The organism is Streptomyces uncialis (assembly GCF_036250755.1).
Taxonomy (GTDB): Bacteria; Actinomycetota; Actinomycetes; order Streptomycetales; family Streptomycetaceae; genus Streptomyces; species Streptomyces uncialis.
Map to the genome: position 1 here is coordinate 4796121 of NZ_CP109583.1, position 25272 is coordinate 4821392.

The 25272-nt window shown below is 71.0% G+C and carries 20 protein-coding genes and 1 tRNA gene; 11 read left to right on the forward strand and 10 right to left on the reverse strand.

Annotation, left to right across the window (positions count from 1 at the left end):
• Positions 1-76: 76 nt before the first annotated feature.
• Positions 77-736: an FMN-dependent NADH-azoreductase gene (locus OG711_RS19920; RefSeq protein WP_073782716.1), complete on the forward strand. Its 660-nt coding sequence runs from the start codon at positions 77-79 to the stop codon at positions 734-736.
• A gap of 207 nt (positions 737-943) precedes the next feature.
• On the opposite strand, the gene OG711_RS19925 is transcribed toward OG711_RS19920, so the two are convergent.
• Positions 944-1972 (reverse strand): hypothetical protein, encoded by a 1029-nt coding sequence (locus OG711_RS19925; protein ID WP_329559956.1) that lies wholly within the window; start codon positions 1970-1972, stop codon positions 944-946.
• A gap of 264 nt (positions 1973-2236) precedes the next feature.
• Here OG711_RS19925 and OG711_RS19930 point away from each other — a divergent pair, with 264 nt between their 5' ends.
• The gene (locus tag OG711_RS19930; RefSeq protein WP_073782712.1) at positions 2237-4498 is read left to right on the forward strand and encodes a heavy metal translocating P-type ATPase; all 2262 of its coding nucleotides are present in this window, start codon (positions 2237-2239) and stop codon (positions 4496-4498) included.
• A gap of 432 nt (positions 4499-4930) precedes the next feature.
• The gene (locus OG711_RS19935) at positions 4931-5581 is read left to right on the forward strand and encodes a hypothetical protein (protein ID WP_329559957.1); all 651 of its coding nucleotides are present in this window, start codon (positions 4931-4933) and stop codon (positions 5579-5581) included.
• 336 nt (positions 5582-5917) lie between these two features.
• On the opposite strand, the gene OG711_RS19940 is transcribed toward OG711_RS19935, so the two are convergent.
• Positions 5918-6001 (reverse strand) — tRNA-Leu (locus OG711_RS19940).
• A 1060-nt stretch (positions 6002-7061) separates the two neighbouring features.
• Here OG711_RS19940 and OG711_RS19945 point away from each other — a divergent pair.
• The 6 genes from OG711_RS19945 (at position 7062) to pknB (ending at position 15340) form a co-directional block, all read left to right on the forward strand.
• Positions 7062-7940 carry a DUF3662 and FHA domain-containing protein gene (locus OG711_RS19945; RefSeq protein ID WP_329559958.1) on the forward strand — a complete coding sequence of 293 codons (879 nt, stop codon included), beginning with the start codon at positions 7062-7064 and terminating at the stop codon, positions 7938-7940.
• A 10-nt stretch (positions 7941-7950) separates the two neighbouring features.
• Positions 7951-8472 carry an FHA domain-containing protein FhaB/FipA gene (locus tag OG711_RS19950; RefSeq protein WP_073782706.1) on the forward strand — a complete coding sequence of 174 codons (522 nt, stop codon included), beginning with the start codon at positions 7951-7953 and terminating at the stop codon, positions 8470-8472.
• A 120-nt stretch (positions 8473-8592) separates the two neighbouring features.
• Positions 8593-10155, forward strand: a complete 1563-nt coding sequence (locus OG711_RS19955) for a Stp1/IreP family PP2C-type Ser/Thr phosphatase (protein WP_245876566.1) — start codon at positions 8593-8595, stop codon at positions 10153-10155.
• A gap of 26 nt (positions 10156-10181) precedes the next feature.
• Positions 10182-11615, forward strand: coding sequence for an FtsW/RodA/SpoVE family cell cycle protein (locus OG711_RS19960; RefSeq protein ID WP_073782702.1), 1434 nt, complete (start codon positions 10182-10184; stop codon positions 11613-11615).
• Entirely contained in the window at positions 11612-13081 is a 1470-nt protein-coding gene (locus OG711_RS19965; RefSeq protein WP_329559959.1) for a peptidoglycan D,D-transpeptidase FtsI family protein, read from the forward strand. Before OG711_RS19960 ends, OG711_RS19965 begins: the two co-directional genes overlap by 4 nt.
• Before the next feature lie 171 nt (positions 13082-13252).
• A complete protein-coding gene (gene pknB / locus OG711_RS19970) occupies positions 13253-15340 on the forward strand; it encodes a Stk1 family PASTA domain-containing Ser/Thr kinase (protein ID WP_073782698.1) in 2088 nt (695 codons plus the stop codon).
• Positions 15341-15493: 153 nt separating this feature from the next.
• Here the strand turns inward: pknB and OG711_RS19975 are convergent, their stop codons facing one another.
• The 5 genes from OG711_RS19975 to OG711_RS19995 all read right to left on the reverse strand — a co-directional run bounded on the left by OG711_RS19975 (position 15494) and on the right by OG711_RS19995 (position 19878).
• Positions 15494-16249, reverse strand: a complete 756-nt coding sequence (locus OG711_RS19975) for a class E sortase (protein WP_107499100.1) — start codon at positions 16247-16249, stop codon at positions 15494-15496.
• Between the two features lie 37 nt (positions 16250-16286).
• The gene (locus tag OG711_RS19980) at positions 16287-18071 is read right to left on the reverse strand and encodes a class E sortase (protein ID WP_405673824.1); all 1785 of its coding nucleotides are present in this window, start codon (positions 18069-18071) and stop codon (positions 16287-16289) included.
• Positions 18068-18706, reverse strand: coding sequence for an aminodeoxychorismate/anthranilate synthase component II (locus OG711_RS19985; protein ID WP_329559960.1), 639 nt, complete (start codon positions 18704-18706; stop codon positions 18068-18070). The genes OG711_RS19980 and OG711_RS19985 overlap by 4 nt, the downstream gene beginning before the upstream one ends.
• On the reverse strand, positions 18703-18879 hold the full coding sequence (locus OG711_RS19990) for a hypothetical protein (RefSeq protein ID WP_099281593.1): 177 nt from the start codon (positions 18877-18879) through the stop codon (positions 18703-18705). Before OG711_RS19990 ends, OG711_RS19985 begins: the two co-directional genes overlap by 4 nt.
• A gap of 216 nt (positions 18880-19095) precedes the next feature.
• The gene (locus OG711_RS19995) at positions 19096-19878 is read right to left on the reverse strand and encodes a DUF881 domain-containing protein (protein ID WP_073782692.1); all 783 of its coding nucleotides are present in this window, start codon (positions 19876-19878) and stop codon (positions 19096-19098) included.
• Between the two features lie 152 nt (positions 19879-20030).
• Between OG711_RS19995 and crgA the strand changes: the two genes are divergently transcribed.
• A complete protein-coding gene (crgA, locus tag OG711_RS20000; protein WP_073782690.1) occupies positions 20031-20285 on the forward strand; it encodes a cell division protein CrgA in 255 nt (84 codons plus the stop codon).
• A 407-nt stretch (positions 20286-20692) separates the two neighbouring features.
• Here crgA and OG711_RS20005 read toward each other — a convergent pair whose 3' ends face one another.
• Both OG711_RS20005 and OG711_RS20010 read right to left on the reverse strand, forming a co-directional pair.
• The gene (locus OG711_RS20005; protein ID WP_073782687.1) at positions 20693-21595 is read right to left on the reverse strand and encodes a rhomboid family intramembrane serine protease; all 903 of its coding nucleotides are present in this window, start codon (positions 21593-21595) and stop codon (positions 20693-20695) included.
• Positions 21596-21800: 205 nt separating this feature from the next.
• Positions 21801-22328, reverse strand: a complete 528-nt coding sequence (locus tag OG711_RS20010) for a peptidylprolyl isomerase (protein WP_073782685.1) — start codon at positions 22326-22328, stop codon at positions 21801-21803.
• A gap of 264 nt (positions 22329-22592) precedes the next feature.
• Here OG711_RS20010 and OG711_RS20015 point away from each other — a divergent pair, with 264 nt between their 5' ends.
• Positions 22593-23309: a DUF5324 family protein gene (locus tag OG711_RS20015; protein ID WP_073782683.1), complete on the forward strand. Its 717-nt coding sequence runs from the start codon at positions 22593-22595 to the stop codon at positions 23307-23309.
• Positions 23310-23705: 396 nt separating this feature from the next.
• On the opposite strand, the gene OG711_RS20020 is transcribed toward OG711_RS20015, so the two are convergent.
• A complete protein-coding gene (locus OG711_RS20020; RefSeq protein WP_329559961.1) occupies positions 23706-25145 on the reverse strand; it encodes a DUF6177 family protein in 1440 nt (479 codons plus the stop codon).
• Between the last annotated feature and the right edge of the window lie 127 nt (positions 25146-25272).

Below are 25272 nucleotides of genomic sequence, written 5' to 3' on the forward strand. Positions count from 1 at the left end.
ATGGTCGACGCCCAGCGCCGTGCGCCGCCATGAGATGTCCGGAAAATGTCTGTCCGCACCGATACCAGGAGACTTGATGGCCACCCTCCTCCACCTGGACTCGTCCCTCTTCCCGACCGTCGGCTCCACCTCGCGCACCGTGACCGGCGCCTTCCGTGAGGTCTGGGAGGCGCGGCACCCGCACAGCTCGGTGGTCTACCGCGACCTGGCCGCCGACCCGGTCCCGCACCTCGACTCCGTCGCCGCGTCCGCCGGGTTCGCCGATCCGGCGACGCACACCGCCGAACAGGCCACCGCCTTCGCCGCCCGGCTGGCGCTGGTGGAGGAACTGGAGCGCGCGGACGCGGTGCTGATCGGCGCGCCCATGTACAACTTCTCGATCCCGTCCACCCTGAAGGCGTGGCTCGACCAGGTGATCCTTCCCGGCCGCACCGCCGGACCCGCGTCCACGCTCAAGGGCAAGCCCGTCACGGTCGTCGCCAGCCGGGGCGGTTCGTACGCCCCCGGGACGCCCCGCGAGTCCTTCGAGTACGTGCAGAACTACCTGGGCGACCTGCTGAGCGAGATGCTCTCCCTGGACGTCGACTTCATCGTCCCGGAGCTGACGCTGGCACGGACCAACCCGGCGATGGCGGAGCTGATACCACTCGCCGACGCCTCCCGCGAGAAGGCCCTGGAGGACGCGAACACCAAGGCGAAGTCGCTGGCCGACCGTCTCGTCTCGTCCGCCGCGTAGACGACGCACGCCGGTGCGGGTACGGAGGACACCCTCCGTACCCGCACCGGCGTACCCGTACGCACCCCACCGCCACCGGCCGACCGACCACCCCGCGCGCGTGGACGTCGATCCGGGGCACGAGCGGGCACCGCCGCACACGCGACTCAGTACCGACGGCCTCGGCCCCGAGCGGCACCGACGGCCCCAGCCCTGGCCCCGGCGGCCTCAGTGCTCGTGCCCGTCACCGCTCTCCCCGGACCCACCGGACCCACCGCTCTCGCCGGACTCCCCGGCGCCACCGGACTCCTTGGGCGTCGCGTCCGAGGGCCCGCCCGCCGGCTCGCCCGCCCGGACGGTGAACGCGGCCGTCCGCACCTCGCCCTTGTGCTGGAAGTCGAGGAACAGCCGGTACGTGCCCGTGCTGGGGGCCGTGGCGTGGAACGACACCTCCGGGCCGGGCTTCGTCCTGCCGTCGCCGGGCTCACCGCCCGGGTGGACATGCAGATAGCCGAGGTCACCGGAGCGCAGCGCGACCAGATGACCGTACGAGCCGAGGTAGGGCTGGAGGTCCGTGACCTCGCGGCCGTCCCTGCTGACCTTGAGCCGCAGCTGTTCGGCCGCGCCGGGACGCAGCTCACCCGCGAGGGTGACGGTGTATCCGTCGACGGTGGTGGTCCGGGACGGGGCCGGGACGGCGGACGGCCGGTAGGCGCCGGAGACGGCGAGGTCCGTGCCCAGCGTCAGATTGCCGGGGTCCTCGGCGTCGCCGCCAGGGGTGAAGTCCGCGAAGAGACGGTAGTCGCCCGCCTCGGGCAGCTTCACGGGGGTGCTCCAGGTGCCGTCGGCGGCCAGCTCGGGGTGCAGATGCCGATAGGTCGTCAGATCCCGTGAGGCGAGGATGAGATGGAGATCCTTGCCGTGCTCACGGGTGTACGAGGTGAGCTTCCCGCCCTGGTCGTCGCGGATGGTGAAGCGCAGGTCCGTCTCCCGGTCTGCCGCGATCCGCGGGGTCCCGAGGTCGAAGGTGTAGCCGCCCTCGGACACCTGGAGCCCACCGGGCCGCGCCTCACCCGCCCCACCCGCCCCCTCGCCCTTCGCCTTCTCCTTCTCCTGCGGCTGCTCCGAGGAGGCGTGCTCCCCGTGAGCGGCGGGTTCCGCGTTCACCGGGTCGACCCCCGCACCCACCCCGTAGGCGGTCCCGAAGGACGCCGCCAGTGCTGCGGCGAAAGCGGTGATCTTCACTGCGGTGTTCATGGCTGCTCCTTGTGGCGTCAGGCGGCATGACTGCGGTCGGCACGGGCGGGCCGTCCGGCCGCCCCACACCGCGAACCTATACCCCTGGGGGGTATATTTCCACTCCCCTGGAACGCTTGCCTTTCGATAGGGGGTGGGGGTATACATGACCTCGACGCAAGGATACCCCCACAGGGTATCCAGACAACTGTGGGACAGCCCGTCGCACGACCCGCCGGAAGACAGTCCCGGCACGTCCCGCCCCTACGTACCGAGGAGCAGTTGATGAGCACGACGCTCGCCCCGACCGAACAGGTCGAGCTGGCCATCGGCGGCATGACCTGCGCCTCGTGCGCCGCCCGGATCGAGAAGAAGCTCAACCGCATGGACGGTGTCGAGGCGACCGTCAACTACGCCACGGAGAAGGCCAAGGTCACGTACTCGGGCGACATCGCCGTCGAGGACCTGATCTCGACGGTCGAGGCGACCGGCTACACCGCCGCGCCACCCCCGCCGCCCGACACGGGGAACGGCGGACAAGCGGCCGGCACCACCGCGCCCACCGAGGCCGACGAGCTGCGCCCGCTGAAGCAGCGGCTGGTCACGGCCGTGCTGCTGTCCGTACCGGTCATCGCGATGGCGATGACCCCGGCCCTCCAGTTCGAGTACTGGCAGTGGCTGTCACTGACCCTCACCGCCCCGGTCGTCACCTACGCGGCCTGGCCCTTCCACCGCGCCGCCTGGACCAACGCCAAGCACGGCGCGGCCACCATGGACACCCTGATCTCGGTCGGCACCTCGGCCGCGCTGCTGTGGTCCCTGTGGGCCCTGTTCTTCGGCACCGCCGGTATGCCGGGCATGACGCACGCGTTCGAGCTGACCATCGCGCGCGGCGACGGCGCGGCGAACATCTATCTGGAGACCGCCGCGGGTGTCACCGCGTTCATCCTGGCCGGGCGCTACTTCGAGGCCCGCTCCAAGCGCAAGGCGGGCGCGGCCCTGAGGTCGCTGCTCGAACTGGGCGCCAAGGAGGTCACCGTCCTGCGGGACGGCCGTGAGGAGCTCATCCCCACCCAGGACCTGGCGGTCGGGGACCGCTTCCTGGTGCGCCCCGGCGAGAAGATCGCCACCGACGGCACCGTGGTGGAGGGCTCGTCCGCGGTGGACGCGTCGATGCTGACCGGTGAGTCCGTTCCCGTGGAGGTCCAGGTCGGCGACACCGTCACGGGCGCCACACTGAACGCCGGCGGACGTCTGGTCGTGGAGGCGACCCGGATCGGTTCCGACACCCAGCTCGCCCGGATCGCCCGGCTCGTGGAGGACGCGCAGAACGGCAAGGCCGCCGCCCAGCGCCTCGCGGACCGTATCTCCGCCGTGTTCGTGCCCGTGGTGATCGCCCTGGCACTCGGCACGCTCGGCTTCTGGCTCGGCAACGGCGCGGGACTCACCGCCGCGTTCACCGCCGCGGTCGCCGTACTGATCATCGCCTGCCCCTGCGCCCTCGGGCTCGCCACCCCGACCGCGCTGATGGTCGGCACCGGCCGGGGCGCGCAGCTCGGCATCCTGATCAAGGGCCCGGAGGTGCTGGAGACGACCCGCAAGGTCGACACGATCGTGCTGGACAAGACCGGTACGGTCACCACCGGCCGGATGACCCTGCTGCACGTACGGACCGCCGAGGGCCAGGACGAGACCGAGGTACTGCGTCTGGCGGGCGCTCTGGAGCACGCCTCCGAGCACCCGATCGCCCGGGCCGTGGCCACGGGCGCCGAGGAGAAGGCCGGTCCGCTGCCGGTCCCCGAGGACTTCGCGAACATCCCCGGACTGGGCGTCCAGGGCGTCGTCGAGGGCCACGCGGTCCTGGTCGGCCGTGAGCGGCTGCTCGCGGAGTGGGCGATGGAACTGCCCGCCGACCTGAAGCGGGCCAAGGCGGAGGCCGAGGCCGCCGGACGGACCGTCATCACCGTGGCGTGGGACGGCGAGGCCCGCGCGATCCTGGAGGTCGCCGACGCGGTCAAGGAGACCAGCGCGGAGGCCGTACGGCGACTGCGGGACCTGGGCCTCACCCCGATCCTGCTGACCGGTGACAACAAGGCCGTCGCCGAGTCGGTCGCCCGTGAGGTCGGGATCGACGAGGTCATCGCGGAGGTCATGCCCGAGGACAAGGTCGCGGTGGTCAAGCGGCTCCAGGGCGAGGGCCGTTCGGTGGCGATGGTCGGGGACGGCGTGAACGACGCCGCCGCGCTCGCCCAGGCCGATCTGGGCCTCGCGATGGGCACCGGCACGGACGCCGCCATCGAGGCGGGCGATCTGACCCTGGTCCGCGGGGACCTGCGGTCGGCCGCCGACGCGATCCGGCTGTCCCGCAAGACCCTCGGCACGATCAAGTCCAACCTGTTCTGGGCCTTCGCGTACAACGTCGCCGCGCTTCCCCTGGCCGCGGCGGGCCTGCTCAACCCGATGATCGCGGGCGCGGCGATGGCGTTCTCGTCGGTCTTCGTGGTCGGCAACAGCCTGCGCCTGCGGGGCTTCCGCGCCGCGAGCTGATCCCCCGGGCGACCTGTGCCCCGTACCCCCGCTTCCTGGGAGTACGGGGCACAGCCGTGCGCGCCGGACCGTGTCGCGGGTGCCGTACCCGGGGGCGCGGGTCCGCGGGTGAACGGCGGAGGCGATGATTTCGGCATATGCCATCCGCAGCGTCGGTATGTCGGGCACGATGGGCGGGCCGCTTCGCACGCGGTCGCCACCGCCCGTCACCGTCGACCGGGTCCTCTCCCGTGTGTCATGGCCGGACCGGTGGTTGTACCGTCCCGGTTCCATGGCAAGTGTCAGAACCTTGCGGTGGCACGCGACTTGAACCGGGACCCGGGCCGACGGCGAGGGTGCCCGGCCCGGGTCGCGGATTCCATGGAGAGAAGAGCGCACCCCGGGGCCGTCGCCGCGCCGGGGTCGCTCGGTTCAGCACCCGGAGGTCCCGACATGACCAGCACTCCTCCCCCGACACCCCCGATACCCCCGATACCGCCCGCCGACCGGCCCGACGCCTTCGGCCCCCCGCACTGGGGACCCACGACACCCGCCCACGCCCCGCAGCCGTCGTCGGCCGGGGGAAAGCCGTCGAGACGCTGGGCGTTGCTCACCCATGGCGCGACGGCGGTCGTGGCGCTGATGCTCGGTATGGCGGCGACCGGCGGCGGGGATTCCGGCGGGGCGGGGGACGGCAAGGCGGCGCCCGCCCCGACCATGACGGTCACGAAGGCCCCCCGGGGCGGGGCCCCGGAGCCCGCCGCGACCGTCACGAAGACGGTCGAGAAGACGGTGAAGGAGACGGTCACCGCCAAGCCGAAGCCCGCGCCCAAGAAGGCCGCGGAGCCCGGCCCGTCCGCCGCGATCGAGGCCGACGGGATGTTCCTGGTGGGCGAGGACATCCAGGCCGGGACGTACAAGACGGCGGGTCCCGAGGACGACGACTTCGGCCTCGGCTGCTACTGGTCCCGCCAGAAGGACGCCTCGGGCGAACTGAGCGGGATCATCGCCAACGGCAACATCACCGGCATGACCCGGGTGACGGTCAACAAGGGCGAGTACTTCGAGACCACGGGCTGCCTGGAGTGGCGCAAGGTCTCCTGACCCACCACGGCCCACCGCGTGCACCGCCCGACACGGCGCTGGCACCGCCCGCCACGGCCCACCGCCGGCACCACCCGCTTCGGTCCGGCGCCGACACCGCCCGCCACGACCCCCCGTCGACCCCGACCACCACGGCGGACCCGCGTCCTCGGTCCCCCGTCGGTCCCGCCCACCGCGGCGGTCCCTCGGTCCGCCAACGGCCGTCCGCCCGCCGTGACCCATGTCACGGCGGGCAGGGCAGCACAGTCCCCGGACAAGGCGCCTGCGGACAACGAGAAACGGGCCCCCGCCCGGACCTGAGTCCTGGACGGAAGCCCGTTCACCGGTACTTCTCTGTGCGCGAGGGGGGAGTTGAACCCCCACGCCCTTTCGGGCACTGGAACCTGAATCCAGCGCGTCTGCCTATTCCGCCACCCGCGCATGGGTGTCGTCCTCGGGCCCCTCACTGGTGGTGCGGGCGCCTTCCGACATGCAGAAGATTAGCACGATGGCGAGGGTGGACTCACCCCCGTTTTCCCGCACCCCGGACCCGCCCGAACCCCGTCCCGCCCCGCCCGGAACCCATCGGACGCACCCCGCCCCACCGCTCCGACCACGGGAAACGCGCCCTCGGACACTCTCCCGGATGAAGTGCCGGGAGCCGGGCACTGCGCGCGGTGCTCGCACGTTCACCGTACGAAGGCACCCTCGGCGCCAAGAGGTCAACGGCACCACGGGGGACACCGGCCGCGGCGGATTCGGCGGCGGAAGAGCGGAAGCGGAGCACGTAAAGACGCGTAGGACACGGAGAAGGAGATCAGCGGAATGACGTAGGAGGCGGGAGAGGCGGAAGAGGACCGCCGGGCGGCAGGAGGCAGCCGCCGGGAGCGGAGAGCAGCGAGCCGCTGTTGACCGCCGGACCGGGAAACAGCCGGGCCGGCAGGTCGCCTGGCCGAGAAGCAGCCGGACCGAGGAGCAGCGGTCGGGGCCGAGGAGCAGCGGCCAGGGGCGCGGGGCAGGGGCACCGGGTGCGGGGCACAGGGAGGAGCACGGAGAGTGGTGAGCGGAGGCGTGGCGCCACCGACGCGGCAGACCGGGGCAAACCCGCACAAGCGGGGGAGTCGGTCCTGGGCCGGTTGCCCGTCACAAGGCACCGCGGGCGTCCCCGTCCTGTCCCAACCCGGCACCAGGCCGCGTCCATCCCACCGGTATGGACCGGAGTGCTCGCCAGGTGCGGGACACTGACACAAGAGCCCCTCTACGATCCCCCCGTGGGAACACGTTGTCGAGGGGGCCATGGGAACGGTCGGGAGGGGAAGGGGTTCCGGAGGGCCTGCGGAAGCCAGGTCCGGCTCGGAAGGATCACCCGCCCCGCCATGGGGCAGTCCTGTGAAGGCCGACACTCGTCGGCCGGGGCGGACAGGGGGAACCAGCCGATCGACCGGCGCGTGGATACGATCAGTAAGCAGTACCAGGACGGCAGCGAAGGAGGAGGTGCCCGATGGGAGTCCTGAAGAAGTTCGAGCAGCGCCTCGAAGGTCTGGTCAACGGCACCTTCGCCAAGGTCTTCAAGTCCGAGGTCCAGCCCGTCGAGATCGCCGGCGCGCTCCAGCGCGAGTGCGACAACAACGCGACGATCTGGAACCGCGACCGCACGGTCGTCCCCAACGACTTCATCGTCGAACTGAGCACACCGGACTTCGAGCGCCTGAGCCCCTACTCGGGCCAGCTCGGCGACGAGCTGTCCGGCATGGTCCGCGACTACGCGAAGCAGCAGCGGTACACCTTCATGGGACCGATCAAGGTCCATCTGGAGAAGGCGGAGGACCTGGACACGGGTCTGTACCGCGTCCGCAGCCGCACGCTCGCCTCCAGCACCTCCCAGGGCCCGCCCGGCTCCGGCGGCCCCACCGCGGCCGGCGCCCCCGGCGGCTTCCCGCCCGCCCCGGCCAGCCCCTCGGCGGCCCCAGGCCGTTCCGGCGGCGGCTACGGCTACCCGAACCAGCCTCCTGGCGCGCCTCCCATGCCCGCCGCACCGCCCGGACGCCCCGGCGCGGGCGGCCGCGGCCCCGGTGGACCCGCAGGCGCGCCCGGCACGCATACTCGGCACTGGGTGGAGATCAACGGCAACCGCCACCAGATCTCCGGCCCGACGCTGGTGCTCGGCCGCAGCACCGACGCCGACGTGCGGATCGACGACCCCGGAGTCTCCCGCCGGCACTGCGAGATCCGGACCGGAACGCCCTCGACGATCCAGGATCTCGGGTCCACCAACGGCATCGTGGTGGACGGGCAGCACACCACCCGCGCTACGCTCCGCGACGGCTCGCGGATCGTCGTGGGCAGCACGACCATCGTTTATCGGCAAGCCGAAGGGTGAAGCGGGGGCAATGTCAGAGCTGACCCTGACGGTCATGCGGCTGGGTTTCCTGGCCGTACTGTGGCTGTTCGTCATCGTGGCCGTCCAGGTCATCCGCAGCGACCTGTTCGGTACGCGCGTCACCCAGCGCGGTTCGCGCCGTGAGAGCGCGCGACCGCAGCAGGCCGCACGACAGGCCGCCGCGCCCCCGCAGCAGCGGGGCCAGCAGAGTGGTGGTGGTGGCCGCCAGCGGCGCGGGGCGCCGACCAAGCTCGTCGTCTCCGAAGGCACCCTCACGGGCACCACGGTCGCCCTCCAGGGGCAGACGATCACGCTCGGCCGGGCGCACGACTCCACGATCGTGCTGGACGACGACTACGCGTCCAGCCGTCATGCCAGGATCTACCCCGACCGGGACGGCCAGTGGATCGTGGAGGACCTCGGGTCCACCAACGGCACCTATCTCGAACGGGCCAGGCTGACGACCCCGACCCCGGTACCGCTGGGCGCGCCGATCCGCATCGGCAAGACCGTCATCGAGCTGCGGAAGTAGTACGACAATGAGCCAGCGGAGCGAGCGGGCCGGGACCGTCCCCACGACGGACGCCGGTGCGCTCCCGACCGGAGGGTGGGCACCGTGCGGATGTACCCGGAGCCGACAGGCGAGGTGCGCATGAGTCTGTCACTGCGCTTCGCCGCCGGATCGCACAAAGGCATGATCCGTGAGGGCAACGAGGACTCCGGTTACGCCGGTCCCCGGCTGCTCGCGATCGCCGACGGGATGGGCGGGCAGGCGGCGGGCGAGGTCGCCTCGTCCGAGGTGATCTCGACACTCGTCACCCTCGACGACGACGTGCCCGGCTCCGACATCCTCACCTCGCTCGGTTCGGCGGTGCAGCGCGCCAACGACCAGCTCCGGATGATGGTCGAGGAGGACCCGCAGCTGGAGGGCATGGGCACCACGCTCACGGCCCTGCTGTGGACGGGCCAGCGCCTCGGTCTGGTGCACGTCGGCGACTCCCGCGCGTACCTCCTGAGGGACGGCGTCCTCACCCAGATCACCCAGGACCACACCTGGGTGCAGCGGCTGGTGGACGAGGGCCGGATCACCGAGGAGGAGGCCACCACGCATCCGCAGCGCTCGCTGCTGATGCGCGCGCTGGGCAGCGGCGACCATGTGGAACCGGATCTGTCGATCCGTGAGGTCCGCGCGGGCGACCGCTATCTGATCTGCTCCGACGGGCTGTCCGGAGTGGTCTCCCACCAGACGATGGAGGAGACCCTCGCCAGCTACCAGGGCCCCCAGGAGACCGTGCAGGAGCTGATCCAGCTCGCGCTGCGCGGCGGCGGCCCCGACAACATCACGGTGATCGTCGCCGATGTCCTCGACATCGACAGCAACGACACCCTGGCCGTACAGCTCTCCGACACCCCGGTCGTGGTCGGCGCGGTCGCCGAGAACCAGCACCAGCTGCACGACGGCGGCGCCATGCAGACGCCCGCGGGGCGCGCGGCCGGCCTCGGCCGCCAGGTGCCGGGACAGGGCGGCGGCAGGGACGGCGAGTTCGGCCCGCCCGGCAGCGGTGACGACTACGCGCAGGAGGGGTCCTTCGGCGCGTACGGCGACGACGACTTCACCAAGAAGCGCGGCGGCGGCATGAGATGGCTGAAGATCTCGCTCGTCCTCGTGCTCGCCATCGCGGTCGTCGGCGGTGCCACGTACGGGGGCTGGCGCTGGACCCAGACCCAGTACTTCGTCGGCACCAAGGACGAGCACGTCGCGCTGTACCGGGGCATCAGCCAGGATCTCGCCTGGGTGAGCCTGTCCGAGGTGCAGAAGGACCACCCCGAGATCGAACTCAAGTACCTGCCGCCCTACCAGCGCAAGCAGGTCGAGGCGACGATCGCCGAAGGCGGCCTCGACCAGGCCACCGACAAGATCAACGAGCTGGCCACCCAGGCGTCGGCGTGCAAGAAGGACGCCGAGCGCCGCACGGTCGAGCGGGACAGCGCCAAGCCCGGCGAGGGCGAGGCGGGCGGCACCACCGGCACCCCGTCCCGTGCGGGCGCGGGGACGGCCACCGGCGCCGCGCAGGCACAGCCCGCGAGCTTCGGGCGGGCGCCCACCCCGACCCCGACCCCGGGCGCGAGCTCCAGTCCCCGTCCCACACCCACACCCGGCCCCAGCTTCTCCGAAGAGGAGCGCAAGCTGGTCTCGCTGTGCGGTAAGCAGTAAGCAGCCGTGAGGGGCCCTGTCACACCATGAGCCGTACGAATTCGTCGACGCACAACACCTCGACCATCGGTGCCATCGGCGCGCCCAGCAGGCGCAACACCGAGCTGGGACTGCTGGTCTTCGCGGTGGTCATCCCCGTGTTCGCGTACATCAACGTCGGGCTTGCCATCGACGGCGAGATCCCGACCGGTCTGCTCGGATACGGCATCGGGCTGGGCCTGCTCGCGGCCGTCGGCCATGTGGTCGTGCGCAGGTTCGCGCCCTACGCCGACCCGCTGCTGCTGCCGCTGGCGACCCTGCTCAACGGCCTCGGCCTGGTGGTGATCTGGCGTCTCGACCAGTCACCGCGGCTGCACGCGATGGCGGCGTCCCGGGGCAACGAGTTCGTCGCGGCGGCCCCCCGCCAGCTGCTGTACTCCGCGATCGGCATCGCGCTCTTCGTCGGTGTGCTGCTGCTGCTGAAGGACCACCGCATCCTCCAGCGGTACACCTACATCTCGATGGCCGCGTCGCTGGTGCTGCTGCTGCTGCCGCTGGTTCCGGGGCTCGGCCGGGATGTGTTCGGCGCGAAGATCTGGATCAGCATCGCCGGGTTCTCCATCCAGCCCGGTGAGTTCGCGAAGATCGTCATCGCGGTGTTCTTCTCCGGCTATCTGATGGTGAAACGCGACGCCCTCGCGCTGGCCAGCCGCCGGTTCATGGGGCTCTATCTGCCGCGTGGCCGGGACCTCGGGCCGATCCTCACCATCTGGGCCGTCAGCCTGCTCGTCCTGGTCTTCGAGAACGACCTCGGTACCTCCCTGCTGTTCTTCGGCATGTTCGTGATCATGCTGTACGTGGCCACCGAGCGGACCAGCTGGATCGTGATCGGCCTCGGGATGTCCGCCGCCGGAGCGGTCGGTGTGGCCACCTTCGCCGGCCATGTCAAGGCCCGGGTGGACGCCTGGCTCGACCCGTTCGGCTGTTACGCGGACTCCGGCGCCTGTGAGCAGATCGGCCAGTCGATCATGTCGTTCGGCTCCGGCGGGGTGCTCGGCACCGGCCTCGGCCAGGGCAACAGCGACCTGATCGGCTTCGCCGCCAACTCCGACTTCATCTTCGCCACCTTCGGCGAGGAGCTCGGTCTCGCGGGCGCCATGGCGATCCTGCTGCTCTACGGCCTGATCATCGAGCGGGGTCTGCGTACCGCGCTCGCCGCCCGTGACCCGTTCGGCAAGCTGCTCGCCGTCGGCCTCTCCGGCGCGTTCGCCCTCCAGATCTTCGTGGTCGCCGGCGGTGTGATGGGCCTCATCCCGCTGACCGGTATGACGATGCCGTTCCTCGCCAACGGCGGTTCCTCCGTGATCGCCAACTGGGCCCTCGTCGGCATCCTGCTCCGTATCAGCGACACCGCGCGCCGTCCCGCGCCGATGCCCGCTTCGAACCCCGACGCCGAGATGACCCAGGTGGTCCGCCCGTGAACAAGCCACTGCGCAGGATCGCGATCTTCTGCGGTCTGCTGATCATGACCCTGCTCATCCGGGACAACTGGCTCCAGTACGTCAAGGCGGGCGAGCTCCAGGACAACGGGAAGAACCGCCGGATCTCCATCGAGCGCTACGCCCAGCCGCGCGGCGACATCATCGTCGACGGCAACCCGATCACCGGCTCGGCGAAGACCAACGGCAGCGACTACGCGTACAAGCGCACGTACAAGAACGGCCCCATGTGGGCGCCCGTCACGGGCTACGCGTCGCAGGCGTTCGGGGCGACCCAGCTGGAGTCGCTGGAGGACGGGATACTCACCGGCAACGACGACCGGCTCTTCTTCCGCCGCACCCTCGACATGATCACGGGGAAGAAGAAGGAGGGCGGCAATGTCGTGACCACCCTCAACGGCGCTGCCCAGAAGGCCGCGTTCGAGGGGCTCGGCAGCAAGAAGGGCGCCGTCGCCGCGATCGACCCGACCACCGGCGCGATCCTGGCGCTGGCCTCGACCCCGTCGTACGACCCGTCCAAGTTCGCCGGGAACTCCACCACGACGGACACGCCCGCCTGGCAGAAGCTCCAGAAGTCGCAGAACCCGGACGACCCGATGCTGAACCGGGCGCTGCGGGAGACCTACCCGCCGGGCTCGACGTTCAAGGTCGTCACCGCGGCGGCGGCCCTGGAGCACGGCCTGTACCCGGACCCGGACGACAAGACCGAGACCCCGCTGCCGTGGGTCATGCCGAACACCCGGACCGAGCTGAAGAACGACGGCCCGCTGCCCTGCAAGGACGCGACACTGCGGATGGCCCTCCAGGTCTCCTGCAACACCGTCTTCGGCAAGGCCGGCGCGGACCTCGGCAAGGACAAGATGCGGGAGACCGCGGAGAAGTTCGGCTTCAACTCCGAGCACTTCATCCCGGTCCGCGCCAACGCCTCCGTCTGGCCGAAGGAGATGGACGAGCCGCAGACCGCGCTCAGCTCCATCGGCCAGTTCGAGACGGCCACCACCCCGCTCCAGATGGCGATGGTCGCCGCCGCCGTGGCCAACGACGGCAAGCTGATGGAGCCGTACATGGTCAGCCGGCTCCAGGCGCCCAGCCTCGACGTCATCGAGAAGCACACCCCGGACGAGATGAGCCGGCCGCTCTCCGAGGAGAACGCGCAGAAGCTCCAGTCCATGATGGAGACCGTCGTCGAGAAGGGCACCGGCAGGAACGCGCAGATCAACGGCGTGAAGGTCGGCGGCAAGACGGGCACCGCGCAGCACGGTGTCGACAACAGCGAGAAGCCGTACGCGTGGTTCATCTCGTACGCCAAAACGGACTCCGGCTCGCCGGTCGCCGTCGCGGTGGTCGTCGAGGACAGCGACGCGAGCCGGGGTGACATCTCCGGTGGCGGACTGGCCGCGCCGATCGCCAGGGACGTGATGAAGGCGGTCGTCGACGGCAAGGAGTGACCCCGGTCACGTCCCTTTGACATCGGTGCACGTTGCGGTACCGGTCCTGTATCAGGTCATCCACACGGCCGGGGCAGGTAGGACGATCCGGGTACGGTATGCCGGACAGCACACCGCCCGGACCGTACGACGACGGTACGGTCGGGACCGACGGAGAGGGCTGGAATAGCTATGGAAGAGCCGCGTCGCCTCGGCGGCCGGTACGAGCTGGGCCATGTGCTCGGCCGCGGTGGCATGGCCGAGGTTCACCTCGCGACCGACACCCGGCTCGGCCGCACAGTAGCCGTGAAGACACTGCGGGCCGATCTGGCCCGCGATCCGTCGTTCCAGGCCCGGTTCCGCCGTGAGGCCCAGTCCGCCGCCTCGCTCAACCATCCGGCGATCGTCGCGGTCTACGACACGGGTGAGGACTACATCGACAACATCTCCATCCCGTACATCGTGATGGAGTACGTCGACGGTTCCACACTGCGTGAGCTGCTGCACTCGGGCCGCAAGCTGCTGCCCGAGCGGGCCATGGAGATGACGATCGGCATCCTCCAGGCCCTGGAGTACTCGCACCGCAACAACATCGTCCACCGTGACATCAAGCCCGCGAACGTCATGCTGACGCGCACCGGGCAGGTCAAGGTCATGGACTTCGGCATCGCCCGTGCGATGGGTGACGCCGGGATGACGATGACGCAGACCTCCGCCGTCATCGGCACGGCCCAGTACCTCTCGCCCGAGCAGGCCAAGGGCGAGACCGTGGACGCCCGTTCCGACCTCTACTCCACGGGCTGTCTGCTCTACGAGCTGCTGACCGTGCGCCCGCCGTTCATCGGGGACTCCCCGGTGGCGGTGGCCTATCAGCATGTCCGGGAAGAGGCCCAGCCGCCGAGCGTCTTCGACCCCGAGATCACCCCCGAGATGGACGCGATCGTCCTGAAGGCGCTGGTCAAGGAGCCCGACTACCGCTACCAGTCGGCCGACGAGATGCGCGCCGACATCGAGGCGGCCCTCGACGGCCAGCCGGTCGCGGCGACCGCGGCCATGGGGTCCGTCGGCTACGGCGGCTACCAGGGCGGCTACGGCGACGACCAGTCGACGACGGCGCTGCGCAGCCACGACGGCGCGCCCGCGACGACGATGCTGCCGCCGGTCAACCCGGACGACGGCGGTTACGGCTACGACGACCGGCCCGACCGCCGCCGGCAGAAGAAGAGCAGTGCCGCGACGATCCTGCTCGCCGTGGCGGGTGTGCTGGTGCTGGTGGGCGCGATCCTGATCGGCAGGTGGATCTCCAGCGGCGGCGGCGGTGAGGACGCCCCCGTCGAGGTGCCGAACTTCGTCAGCAAGAAGCTGACCGACGCCGAGCGGCTGGCCGACAACAGCTATCTGAAGCTGAGCGTCGTCCGCAAGCCGTGCGAGGACCAGCCGCGCGAGAGCGTGTGCGACCAGACCCCGGCGGCGGACACCGAGCTCGACAAGGGCGAGACGGTCACCGTGACGGTGTCGACGGGCGCCCCCAAGGTCGCCGTGCCGAACGTCATCGGTGACGACGTCGGCGACGCCACCAAGAAGCTTGAGGCGGACGAGTTCAAATTCGACGTGTCGGAGGAGGCCAAGGAGTCCGCCGAGGAGCCGGGCACCGTCCTCGACCAGAAGCCGGGCTTCGGCACGGAGCTGGAGAAGGGCTCGCCCGTCACGCTGATCGTCGCCAAGGCCAAGCGCCAGGTCACCGTGCCGGATCTGGCCGGGCAGACCTGTGACACGGCCAAGCAGCAGCTCCAGAGCAACGACCTGGTAGGCACCTGCACCGAGGTCGAGACCGAGGACAGTGAGGCGGGCAAGGTCTTCGGCCAGACCCCGTCGGCGAACACCTCGGCCGTCCCCGGGTCCACGGTGTCCCTCCAGATCGCCAAGGCGCCGAAGGAAGAGGAGGAGGAGCAGCCCGCGCAGGTCGCGGTGCCGCTGCTGACCGCCAAGACCCTCGGCCAGGCGAAGCAGGAGCTGACGAACCTGAAGCTCGCGGTCGGCCAGGTCGGCGGACCGACGGACGACAACGCGATCGTCATCACCTCCAACCCGCCCGCCGGGACCCAGGTCGCGGAAGGCACGGCGATCACCCTCCAGACGACCGCCGGGGCCACCACCGGGAACCCGGGCGGTCCGGGCGACCAGGGCAACGGCGGCACCGGGGGCGACGGGGGCGGCGGCGAGGAAGGCGGCGACGAGGTCGGCTTCTTCGGCGGCGTGCTCGGAGGCCGCAGGAGCTAGCGGCTCCCGCGCACGGTCCGGTCCGGTCCGTCCAGCGCATCGCAGAAGGTCCCGGTCCCCCGCTCGACGGGGGGCCGGGACCTTCTGCTGTACGGACGGGTCCGCAGGCCGTACGTGCCGGTGGCCGGTTGCCTGTACGTGCCGCTCAGGGCGTCAGCGCAGTTCCTTCGGGGGTGTCCGGTCCTCGTCGACCTTCTCGGTGCGGACCATCTCGCCCCAGACCACGTACCGGTAGGTGGATGTGTACACCGGGGTGCACGTGGTGAGCGTGATGTACCGTCCGGCCTTCTTGGCGCCGGACTCCTTGGGCACGGGGTCGAGGACCTTCACGTTGTACTTCGAGGTCTCGGGCAGCACCGAGTACACCTTGTAGACGTACCAGGTGTCCTTGGACTCGAAGACGATCGGGTCGCCGTTCCTGATCTTGTGGATGTCATGGAACTTGGCGCCGTGGCCGTCCCGGTGCGCGGCGAGCGAGAAGTTGCCCTTGGGGTCCTGCGGGAGCGCCGACCTCACCGGCTTGGTGTAGTAGCCCGCGACCCCGTCGTTGAGGAGGCCGGTCGCCGTCCCCTTCTTGATCAGGATCTCGTCGTCGCCGTTCATCGTCGGGACATGCAGGAAGCCGATGCCGTCCTTGGTGTCCAGCGCGCCCGGTCCGCCGGGTCCGGCGGGCCCGTCACCGGCCCAGGTGTCACGGACCTTGTCGCCCTGCTTGTCGGCCTCCCGGTCGGCGAGGACGTTGGTCCACCACAGCGAGTACGCGACGAACAGACCGAGCACCAGCCCGGCCGTGATCAGGAGTTCACCGAAGACGCTGACGGCGGCGGCGGCCCTGCCGCGCCCCCGCCGCTGTCCCGGCGTGACCGGAGCCGTGTCCGGCCGCTCGTCGTGCTCGGTCGTCGTCACCACTGCATCGTGCCCTGTCTGTCCGTACGGTCCGTGCGGCTCAGCCGACGAGGGCGTCCGGCTTCCCCTCGGAACGCGGCCGCTCCTCGGCCATCTTGCCCCACACGATCATCCGGTACTTGCTGGTGAACTCGGGGGTGCACGTGGTCAGTGTGAGGTAACGGCCCGGTCCGGTGAAGCCCGACCCGGGCGGAATCGGTTCGAGGACGGAGACGTTGCTCGGCGGGGTCTGCGGCAGGATGCTCGCCATCTTGTAGACGAAGTAGGTGTCCTGGGTCTCGATCACGATCGGGTCACCGGGCTTCAGCCGGTTGATGTACCGGAACGGCTCGCCATGGGTGTTGCGGTGGCCCGCGACCGCGAAGTTGCCCGACTTCGCCTCCGGCATCGCGGTCTTGAGGCTGCCCTCGGCGTAGTGGCCGACCAGCCCGCGGTCGAGGACGCTCTTCTTGTCTATGCCCTCGGCGACGGGCACGACCACGTCCAGGGCCGGGATGTGCATGATCGCGAAGCCCTGGCCGGGCTCGAACGACCCGGGGGCGCGCTTGCCCTTGGCCCAGTCCTCCTGGATCTGGTTGGCGGCGCCGTTCGCCTGCTGCTGGGCCCGGATGTTCGTCCACCAGAGCTGGTACGTGACGAACAGCAGCATCAGCACACCGACGGTGATGAACAACTCCCCCAGCGCCCGGCTGACGACGACACCGGCGGTCGGCTTCCGCGCCCGTGCCGCGCGCCGGGCCTCCACCCGGGAGAGCGGGGCGGGCCCGTGGGAGTCGGGGTCGTCGTCGTAGCAGGCCCGGTCGCCGTACCGGTCGTACTCGTCGTGCTCGCCGTCCTCGTCGTACTCGTCGTGGGACCCGTGGCCGTCGTACGGGGCGGCGTCGTAGGGGGCCGGGGCGTGCGGGTCCCGGTGGCGGGGCGCGCGGTGGGCGGACCGGTCGTGGGCGCCGGGGTCGCGCCCGTCGTCCCAGCGGGGTCCGGCGAAGCCGTCAGGTGCCCCGGAGACGGCCGGGAGGACCACGGTGCTCTGTACGTCACCCGGGTCGCGTTCCGCGGCCCTGTGGCGGGCGGTACGGCCTTCGAAGGGGCGTTCGGGACCGGGGCCACCGCTCCGGGGGCCCGCCCGGTGCCCTCCGGGGGCGCCGTCGTACGGACGGAAGGGGGCGGTGTGCGGTGCGGGGACCTCCGCCGGGAGGGGGCCGGGTCCCGCTATTCGCGCGGCGGGCCCGGGGCGGCCGGTCCCGTCTACGGGAGCGGGGGCGGGGCCGGTCGCCGCGGGGCCGGTCGCTGCGGGAGCGGAGGCGGCGGGGCCGGCCGGGGCGGGGGCCGGGCCCGGGTGACGCGGGGCGGCCGGGCCCGGGGTGCCGTGGCCCGGGGTGGGGTACGGGGCGGGGCCGCCGTGCGACGGGGGTGCCGGGTCGACGGGGTGGTCCACGTATCCGTACGGGATGTCCTGGGCGGGGGCGGGCCGCTGCGGGGGATACCCGTCCGGTGCGGGCCGCTGCGGCGGGTATCCGTCCGGTCCGGGTCCGCCGTACCAGTCGCGGGCGTAGCCCTGGGGGTCGTACCACTCGCCCGTGGCGGGCGGCGGCTGGCCGGGCGGGCCACCAAGGTCCGGCAGCGGATCGCTCAGCGGATCGGCGAGCCCCCGCACGGCCGCCTCGAACGCCCCCGGCACCTCGTAGGCCGCCTCGTAGGACCCCGTACGGGGCACCTCGTACGGTCCGCCGTACCGGCCGTCCCCGTGGACGGCACCGGGGTCGCCGGTGTCCGGCGGGTCCGCGGCTCCCGGGCCGGAATCCCGCTCGGGGCGTACCGCGGTCACGCGCTGGCCCTGCCCACGACCGGGGCCAGCCCGGCCGATCTGTCCACGGCACCGCTGTCCCCGCAGACCGTCAGCCAGTTGGCGAGCATCCGGTGGCCGTGCTCGGTGAGCACCGACTCGGGGTGGAACTGCACACCCTCGACGGGAAGTTCGCGGTGACGCAGTCCCATGATGATGCCGTCGTGGGTGCGGGCCGTGACCTCCAGCACATCGGGCACGGTCGCGGGCTCGGCGGCGAGCGAGTGGTAGCGGGTCGCGGTGAACGGCGAGGGAAGCCCGGCGAAGACGCCCTGCCCGGCGTGCTCGACCGGTGAGGTCTTGCCGTGCAGCAGCTCGGGGGCCCGGTCCACGACACCGCCGTACGCGACGGCGATCGACTGCATCCCGAGACAGACCCCGAAGACGGGCACCCCGGTCGCGGCGCAGTGCCGGACCATGTCGATACACACGCCGGCCTGCTCCGGGGTGCCCGGACCGGGTGACAGCAGCACACCGTCGAACCCGTCCTGGGCATGGGAGGTGGAGACCTCGTCGTTGCGCAGCACCTCGCACTCGGCACCGAGCTGGTAGAGGTACTGGACGAGGTTGAAGACGAAGCTGTCGTAGTTGTCGACAACCAGAATCCGCGCGCTCACTGGGTGGGGGCCCTTCCCTCGTCGACGGTCACGTCGTTGAAGGGGAGCAGGGGCTCGGCCCACGGGAACACGTACTGGAACAGCACGTACACGACCGCCAGGGCGAGGATCAGGGACAACATCGCCTTGATCAACGCGTTTCCCGGCAGATGCCGCCAGATCCAGCCGTACATGCCGTCCCTACTCGCCGTCGGTGTTGTATGCGTCAACCAGAGTACGGGGACGGGACTCGGGTTAGGGGGTGTTGCCGTGCAAACCCCCGTCCGAGCGGCTCGGTGTCCGCGCCCTGGAGCACGGGCATGTTCCACGTGAAACAGAGCCGGGGGATGTGCGTCACAGCGAAGGGGCCCCTGAACCGATCCGGTTCCGGGGCGGGCCCGACAGAGCCCCTAGCCCACCGGCTTCGCCTGGTGAAGGTCCACCGTGCCCGCGTAGCCGGGGAGGGTCGTCATCCCGTCGTCGTTCACTTTCCAGCCCAGGCCGTAGACGTTCACGTACAGCATGTAGTTCTGGATCGAGGGGGCCGAGCTGAGGGCCCGCTTGAGCTTGGCGGGGTCGCCGACCGCGGTGATCTTGTAGGGCGGTGAGTAGACCCGGCCCTGGAGGATCAGGGTGTTGCCCACGCAGCGGACCGCGCTGGTGGAGATCAGCCGCTGGTCCATGACCCGGATGCCGTCGGCGCCGCCCTGCCAGAGCGCGTTCACCACGGCCTGGAGGTCCTGCTGGTGGATGACCAGGTCGTCGGGCTGCGGGTCGGGGTAGCCGGGCAGCTTGGGGGTGGCGTCCGGCGGGGCGTCGTCGAGGGTGACGGTGAGGGCCTTGCCGCGCAGTTCCTGGGTACCGGCCTGGGCCTCCAGCGCCTTCAGCCGGTCCTCCTCGGTCCTGGTCGCACCGCCGTGGCCGTTCTTGGTGAGGGTCTCGACGTCGTCGCGCAGGACGCCGTTGGACTCCTCCAGCTCCCCGTTCCTGCCGCTGCGCTCCTGGATCAGGTCGGAGAGTTTCAGCATGGAGGCGTCGGTGCGGATATTGGTGCCCTTGGCGGTGTTGAAGCTGGTCACGAAGAGGAGTCCGGCGAGCGCGAAGACGCCCGCGGTGAGGATTCGCACCGGTCGCAGACGCTTCTGACGAGCGGGACTGGTGCGCAGACCGGGGGAGTCGGCAGAATTGCTCAACGTACCCTTACTCCTTACGGCGCCGAGGAAGCACTACGCTAACGGACGCCCGGGGGAGCGATCGGTTTCCCCTAGCAGTTCCGCTTGTACGCTGCCCCCGAGCCCGCCGAGTCCAAGCGCGGCCACGCAGCGCATCGACAGGAGAGCCCCTCGTGCCGAAGTCACGTATCCGCAAGAAGGCCGACTACACGCCGCCGCCGTCGAAGGAGACGACGGCGATCAAGCTGAGCAACCGGAGCTGGGTCGCTCCGCTGATGCTGGCGATGTTCTTCATCGGCCTGGCCTGGATCGTCGTCTTCTACGTCACGGACGGCGATCTCCCGATCGACGCACTCGCGAACTGGAACATCGTCGTCGGCTTCGGCTTCATCGCCGCGGGCTTCGGTGTCTCCACGCAGTGGAAGTGACCTCCCGCTAGTCTCCGCACCCGCAGCCCCTGGCCAGGCACCGATCCATCCCCGGTCATGGGGCTTCTCGGGCTGCCCGGAGGGCGTCGGAGTATGGGTCCGGCAGTCCCCTCGCGGACCCGTGGGAGACCTCTGCCCCGAGCTGTTCCCTGAGTTATCCACAGAACTTTTCCACACTGGGGAAAAGGTCAGACGATCTGTGGATAACTCCTCGCGGGTTGACGCCGATGTGACTGGCGTACCGGTATCCGAAAACGTGTTCGCCCCTTGTCCTGGCTGGGAAAACCCAGGTCGGGGACAAGGGGCACAGACGTTCCCCACGCCATGCACAAGATCCGCCACACGCTGTGGACAACCATCGGGTGGAGTTGTGCGTCAGGGCCGTGCGGTGCCCGGTCGGCCCGGTCTCAGAGCAGCGTGAGCGAGCGGACGAGCACGGTGCCCACCACGACCAGCAGTACCGCCGCACAGGTCCCCCACTGGACCAGCGGCCGCCGCTCGCGCGGGGCGTGCACCATGGCGTAGGCGATGGCCAGACCGGCGATCAGACCGCCGACATGGGCCTGCCAGGCGATACCCGGCATGGTGAAGGTGAAGATCATATTGATCGCGAGAAGCGCGATCACCGGGCGCATGTCGTAGTTGAGCCGCTTCACGAGCACCGCTGTGGCACCGAAGAGACCGTAGACCGCGCCGGACGCGCCCAGCGAGGCGGAGGTGGGGTCGACCAGCACATACGTGAGGGCGCCGCCCGCGAGACCGGAGAGCAGATACAGCGCGAGATACCGGCTCCGGCCGAAGGCCGCCTCCAGCGGACCGCCCAGCCACCACAGGCTGAGCATGTTGAACGCGATGTGCCACACCTCCTGGTGCGCGAACATCGACGTCACCAGCCGGTACCACTGACCGTCCGCGACACCTTCCGTGACGGGGTACGGGGCCGGGGGCCAGGCCCCGAGCAGCACCAGATCGTTCACCAGACGGCTGTCGATCTGGATCGCGACGAAGACGAAGAGATTGACCGCGATGAGGATCTTCGTGATCAGCCGGGGGTCCTTGACGAGGGAACCGCCCGTGAGGGTGCGCGGCTGGTTGGCCGTGGGGGCGTGCCCGGTGCCCGATCCGTCGCGTACACACTCGGGGCACTGGAACCCGACCGACGCGCTGATCATGCACTCCGGGCATATCGGCCGCTCGCAGCGGGTGCAGCGGATGCCTGTCTCACGGTCCGGATGCCGGTAGCAGGTGGGCAGGCTCGGTGCGCCCTGCGGGCCCTGAGTCCCGTGCGGTCCGCCTGGCGCCTGGTCCATGGTCCCCTCATTCCCACTCGTCCGAAGGCATACGCCCGACCCGCGCGCCCCGGTCGGGAACACGGCCCCGGGGGTCGCACGGCCAACGCACTGCCCCGCCCTCCTTGACGGATGGGCGGGGCGGTTTGTTCCCCGGCTCACCGCCGGACGGGTACGGGGCGGGGCCCCGGTACCGGTCGGCGGCAGCGACGGCGGCTGTACCGGTTCAGCGCTTCTCGACGACGACCGACTCGATGACCACGTCGTTGACGGGACGGTCGGTACGCGGGTTGGTCTGCGTACCGGCGATCGCGTCCACGACCTTCTGGCTGGCGTCGTCCACGACCTCACCGAAGATGGTGTGCTTGCGGTTCAGCCACGCCGTCGGCTCGACCGTGATGAAGAACTGGGAGCCGTTGGTGCCCGGACCCGCGTTGGCCATGGCCAGCAGGTAGGGGCGGTCGAACTGGAGGTCGGGGTGGAACTCGTCCTTGAACTGGTAGCCCGGGCCACCGGTGCCGTTCCCCAGCGGGTCCCCGCCCTGGAGCATGAACCCGGGGATGACCCGGTGGAAGACCGTTCCGTCGTACAGCCGGTCGGTCGACCGCTTGCCCGTCTCCGGGTGGACCCACTCCCGCTGCCCCTGGGCGAGCTCGACGAAGTTCTTGACCGTCTCCGGCGCGTGGTCGGGCAGGAGCCTCAACACGATGTCGCCTTGGTTGGTCTTCAGGGTGGCGTAAAGCTGCTCGGCCACGATCTGCCTTCCGTTGTCCTCTGTGACCCTCCGATCCTCGCACGACCGGGAGGGCGCGTCGTGCGGCGGTCGGTTCTGCCCCGGCCGCACCCCCTTTCCCCGGCCCGGCACCCGCCACCGGTGTGACCCGGATGCCTTTCCTCACATGCTGTCGCGTGGTACGGCAGGCATGATCGCAAAAAGGGTGGAAAGGTGAACGGTGACTTTGTGTGTGTGGGGGACGACGCCCCAGGCATTACGTACGCCACCGAGGAGGAGGTTCCCGTGACCCGCATCGACAGCGTGCGCGCCGCGACCGGTTCGGCGAAGGACAGCGTGCTGCACGCCGCGGAAGTGGTGGCGCCCTACGCCGACACCGCCAAGGACCGGGCCGCACAGTACGCGACCGAGGCCCGCGTACGGCTGGCACCCAAGGTGTCGCATGCCGCGCAGCAGGCCGCCGAGCAGGCCCGTGTCCAGTACGGCGCCCATCTCGCACCCGTGATCGAGCAGGCCCGTACCCATGTACCGCCGAAGGTCGACCACGCCGCCCAGGAGGCCGCCCTGCGCACCCGCAAGGCGGCCCGGCAGGCCGCGGAGTACTCCCGGCCGCGGATCGAGCACGCGGTGGCCGCCGCCGGACCCGTACGGGACGAGGCGGCCTCCCGTGGGGCGGCGGCGATCGCCGCGCTGCGCGGACAGGTCAGCGCCGACGAGGTGCGCAAGCTGGTCCGCAGGCATGAGCGCCGGGCCCGTGCCGGACGTGCCGTGAAGGGGGTGCTGATCCTCGGCGTGCTGGCGGGTGGCGCCTTCGCCGCGTGGAAGTGGTGGGACAAGCAGGCCAACCCGGACTGGCTGGTCGAGCCGCCCGCCGCGACGGAGGTACCCGAGTCGGGCGGCACGCTGAACGCCGTCGACGGTTCCCCGGATGCCCTCGACCCCGAGGTGGAGGCCAAGCAGGCACAGCTGGACGCCGAGGGCGACCCGCAGGACCGGGAGTAGCGGCGCCACCGGGACCCGGGCTCCAGCTCCCGCGGCTCCAGCGACCACGACTCCGGCTCCGACTCCGGCTCCGACTCCGGCTCCGGCTCCGGCTCCGGCTCCGGCTCCGACGATGGGCGGCCACCCCGCGAGGGTGGCCGCCCATCGTCATGTTCCACGTGAAACCGTCGTGTTCCACGTGAAACGTCGCCGGATGGGTGTTTCACGTGGAACATGCTCTGCGGTGCCACGGAGACGTGGCGCCCCGGCGACGCGGCGGCCGTGCGGTGCGGTGCCTGCCTGCTGCCTGCTGCCTGCTGCCTGCTGCCTGCTGCCTGCTGCCTGGCGGTGGTGACGGTGGCGCGGTCGGGCGCCTGACACCTGCTGGCGAACTGGTGGAAGGTACGGCCGGCCGGCTCAGACCGCCGCCCGTCGTCGCAGATGGGTCAGCAGCACGTCCAGGGTGTTCCATGCCTCCGCGCGGGTGCCGTCGCCCAGGGGATAGTGCAGTGCCGGCCTGGCCTCCGGTCCCAGTTGCACGGGGCGCAGGGTGAGCGGGGGCCGGCGGGCGTGGGTGAGTGTGGTCTCCAGGACACCCTCGGCGCCGAGGGTGAAGGACAGCGGTACGGGCGGCGCCTCGAAGACCGGGGGCGCGGTGAGGTCACGGCGGGCCGGACCGAGGGTCGCCAGCAGGGAGATCAGCCCGTGCTCCCCGTCCGCCAGGGCCCCGGCAAGGGTTCGCACGGCGTCCAGGGGGACCCGCTCCCCTTCGCCGTAGCCGATGGTGAGGGTGACGTTCTCCTCGACGCCCGCCGTCGTCCGGGTGATCCGTACCGTCGCCAGGGCGGGCCGGTCGGGGCTGCCGACCGCCGTGATCAGGGTCGGCTCTGGCACCCGGCCGCGCGCCAGATCGGTGATCTGACGGGGTGACCACGGCAGATTGACCGGCTCGGCGGTTCCCCAGCCGGCCGGGGGCGCACCGGTGAGGGTCCGCCAGGCCAGTTCCAGGGAGCGGCCGAGCAGCAGTTCCCCTTCCGGCGGATAGGCAGTGCGGAAGGAGACGGTGAGCTGGTGTTCGCCGGTGGGGCCGGACGGCCGGTACGGCTCGGCGACGGTGCCCTGACCGGACTCGTCGGTGACGACGGCGAAGGTGCCGTGCTGCCAGCGCAGTACGGCACCGGTCAGCCCGTCGTAGTAGCCGCAGTCGGGGTGCTGGACGACCCAGCGGTTGGGCGGGCCGGTCAGCGCGGTCCGCAGATGGTGGCTGAGGCGGCAGTGGGCGGGGGTGACGATCTGGAGCGCGGAGTCCTGTGCGGCGGTGGTGCGCAGCACCTCGGAGAGCCAGGCGGTCAGCGGGACGACGGGCCGGTCCGCGAGCACGACCACCGTCGACTCGGTGACCACGTCGACCGCGGGCAGCGCGTCCTCGGCGACGATCACGGCCGTCTGGTCGGTCCCGTCACCGGGATCGCTCTCCACCGGCACCACGCCGATCGTGCCCGCGCCGGGCGGCCACACGGTGCCGCCGAGCAGATGGGTGAGCCGTCCGACGACCGATCCGGCGAGCCGCTCGGCCTCGGGCACCGCGCTGGAGGCACGGGTCTCCGTCCACCACACCGGTACGGGGGCCTGGGCCGCGCTCTCCGCCCCGAGCAGTCGCTCGATCTCGCCCGGTACCTGGACCAGGAGCGGTGACTCCACGGACACCAGCGGACGGCCGCCCGAGCCGAGGAGCTGGACCACGGCGCCGTCGGCGGTGGCCGTCACCTCCGTACCGGGACCGCCCGCGTGCAGTCCCACCAGCAGGGACAGCGCGTCGGGCATCTTCGGGGTGAGCGCGATGACGTCCTTGGTCATACGGCGGCCCGCCGCGCGGTGTGCTCACGGGTCCGGGGGCCGGGACGCCCGGGGCGGCGATGCCCGGGTCCGGGGTGCGGGGGATCGAGGGGCGGGGGATCGGGGTGCACCAGGCCCGGACGCGCGA

Bases quoted from the DNA above. Each gene is read 5' to 3' on its own strand.
- OG711_RS19960 (WP_073782702.1), top strand. From the start codon at position 10,182: ATGAGCCGTACGAATTCGTCGACGCACAACACCTCGACCATCGGTGCC.
- OG711_RS20005 (WP_073782687.1), bottom strand. From the start codon at position 21,595: ATGGACCAGGCGCCAGGCGGACCGCACGGGACTCAGGGCCCGCAGGGC.
- OG711_RS19950 (WP_073782706.1), top strand. From the start codon at position 7,951: ATGTCAGAGCTGACCCTGACGGTCATGCGGCTGGGTTTCCTGGCCGTA.
- OG711_RS20020 (WP_329559961.1), bottom strand. From the start codon at position 25,145: ATGACCAAGGACGTCATCGCGCTCACCCCGAAGATGCCCGACGCGCTG.
- OG711_RS19925 (WP_329559956.1), bottom strand. From the start codon at position 1,972: ATGAACACCGCAGTGAAGATCACCGCTTTCGCCGCAGCACTGGCGGCG.
- OG711_RS19930 (WP_073782712.1), top strand. From the start codon at position 2,237: ATGAGCACGACGCTCGCCCCGACCGAACAGGTCGAGCTGGCCATCGGC.
- OG711_RS19920 (WP_073782716.1), top strand. From the start codon at position 77: ATGGCCACCCTCCTCCACCTGGACTCGTCCCTCTTCCCGACCGTCGGC.
- OG711_RS19935 (WP_329559957.1), top strand. From the start codon at position 4,931: ATGACCAGCACTCCTCCCCCGACACCCCCGATACCCCCGATACCGCCC.
- OG711_RS19990 (WP_099281593.1), bottom strand. From the start codon at position 18,879: ATGTACGGCTGGATCTGGCGGCATCTGCCGGGAAACGCGTTGATCAAG.
- pknB (WP_073782698.1), top strand. From the start codon at position 13,253: ATGGAAGAGCCGCGTCGCCTCGGCGGCCGGTACGAGCTGGGCCATGTG.
- OG711_RS19945 (WP_329559958.1), top strand. From the start codon at position 7,062: ATGGGAGTCCTGAAGAAGTTCGAGCAGCGCCTCGAAGGTCTGGTCAAC.
- OG711_RS19955 (WP_245876566.1), top strand. From the start codon at position 8,593: ATGAGTCTGTCACTGCGCTTCGCCGCCGGATCGCACAAAGGCATGATC.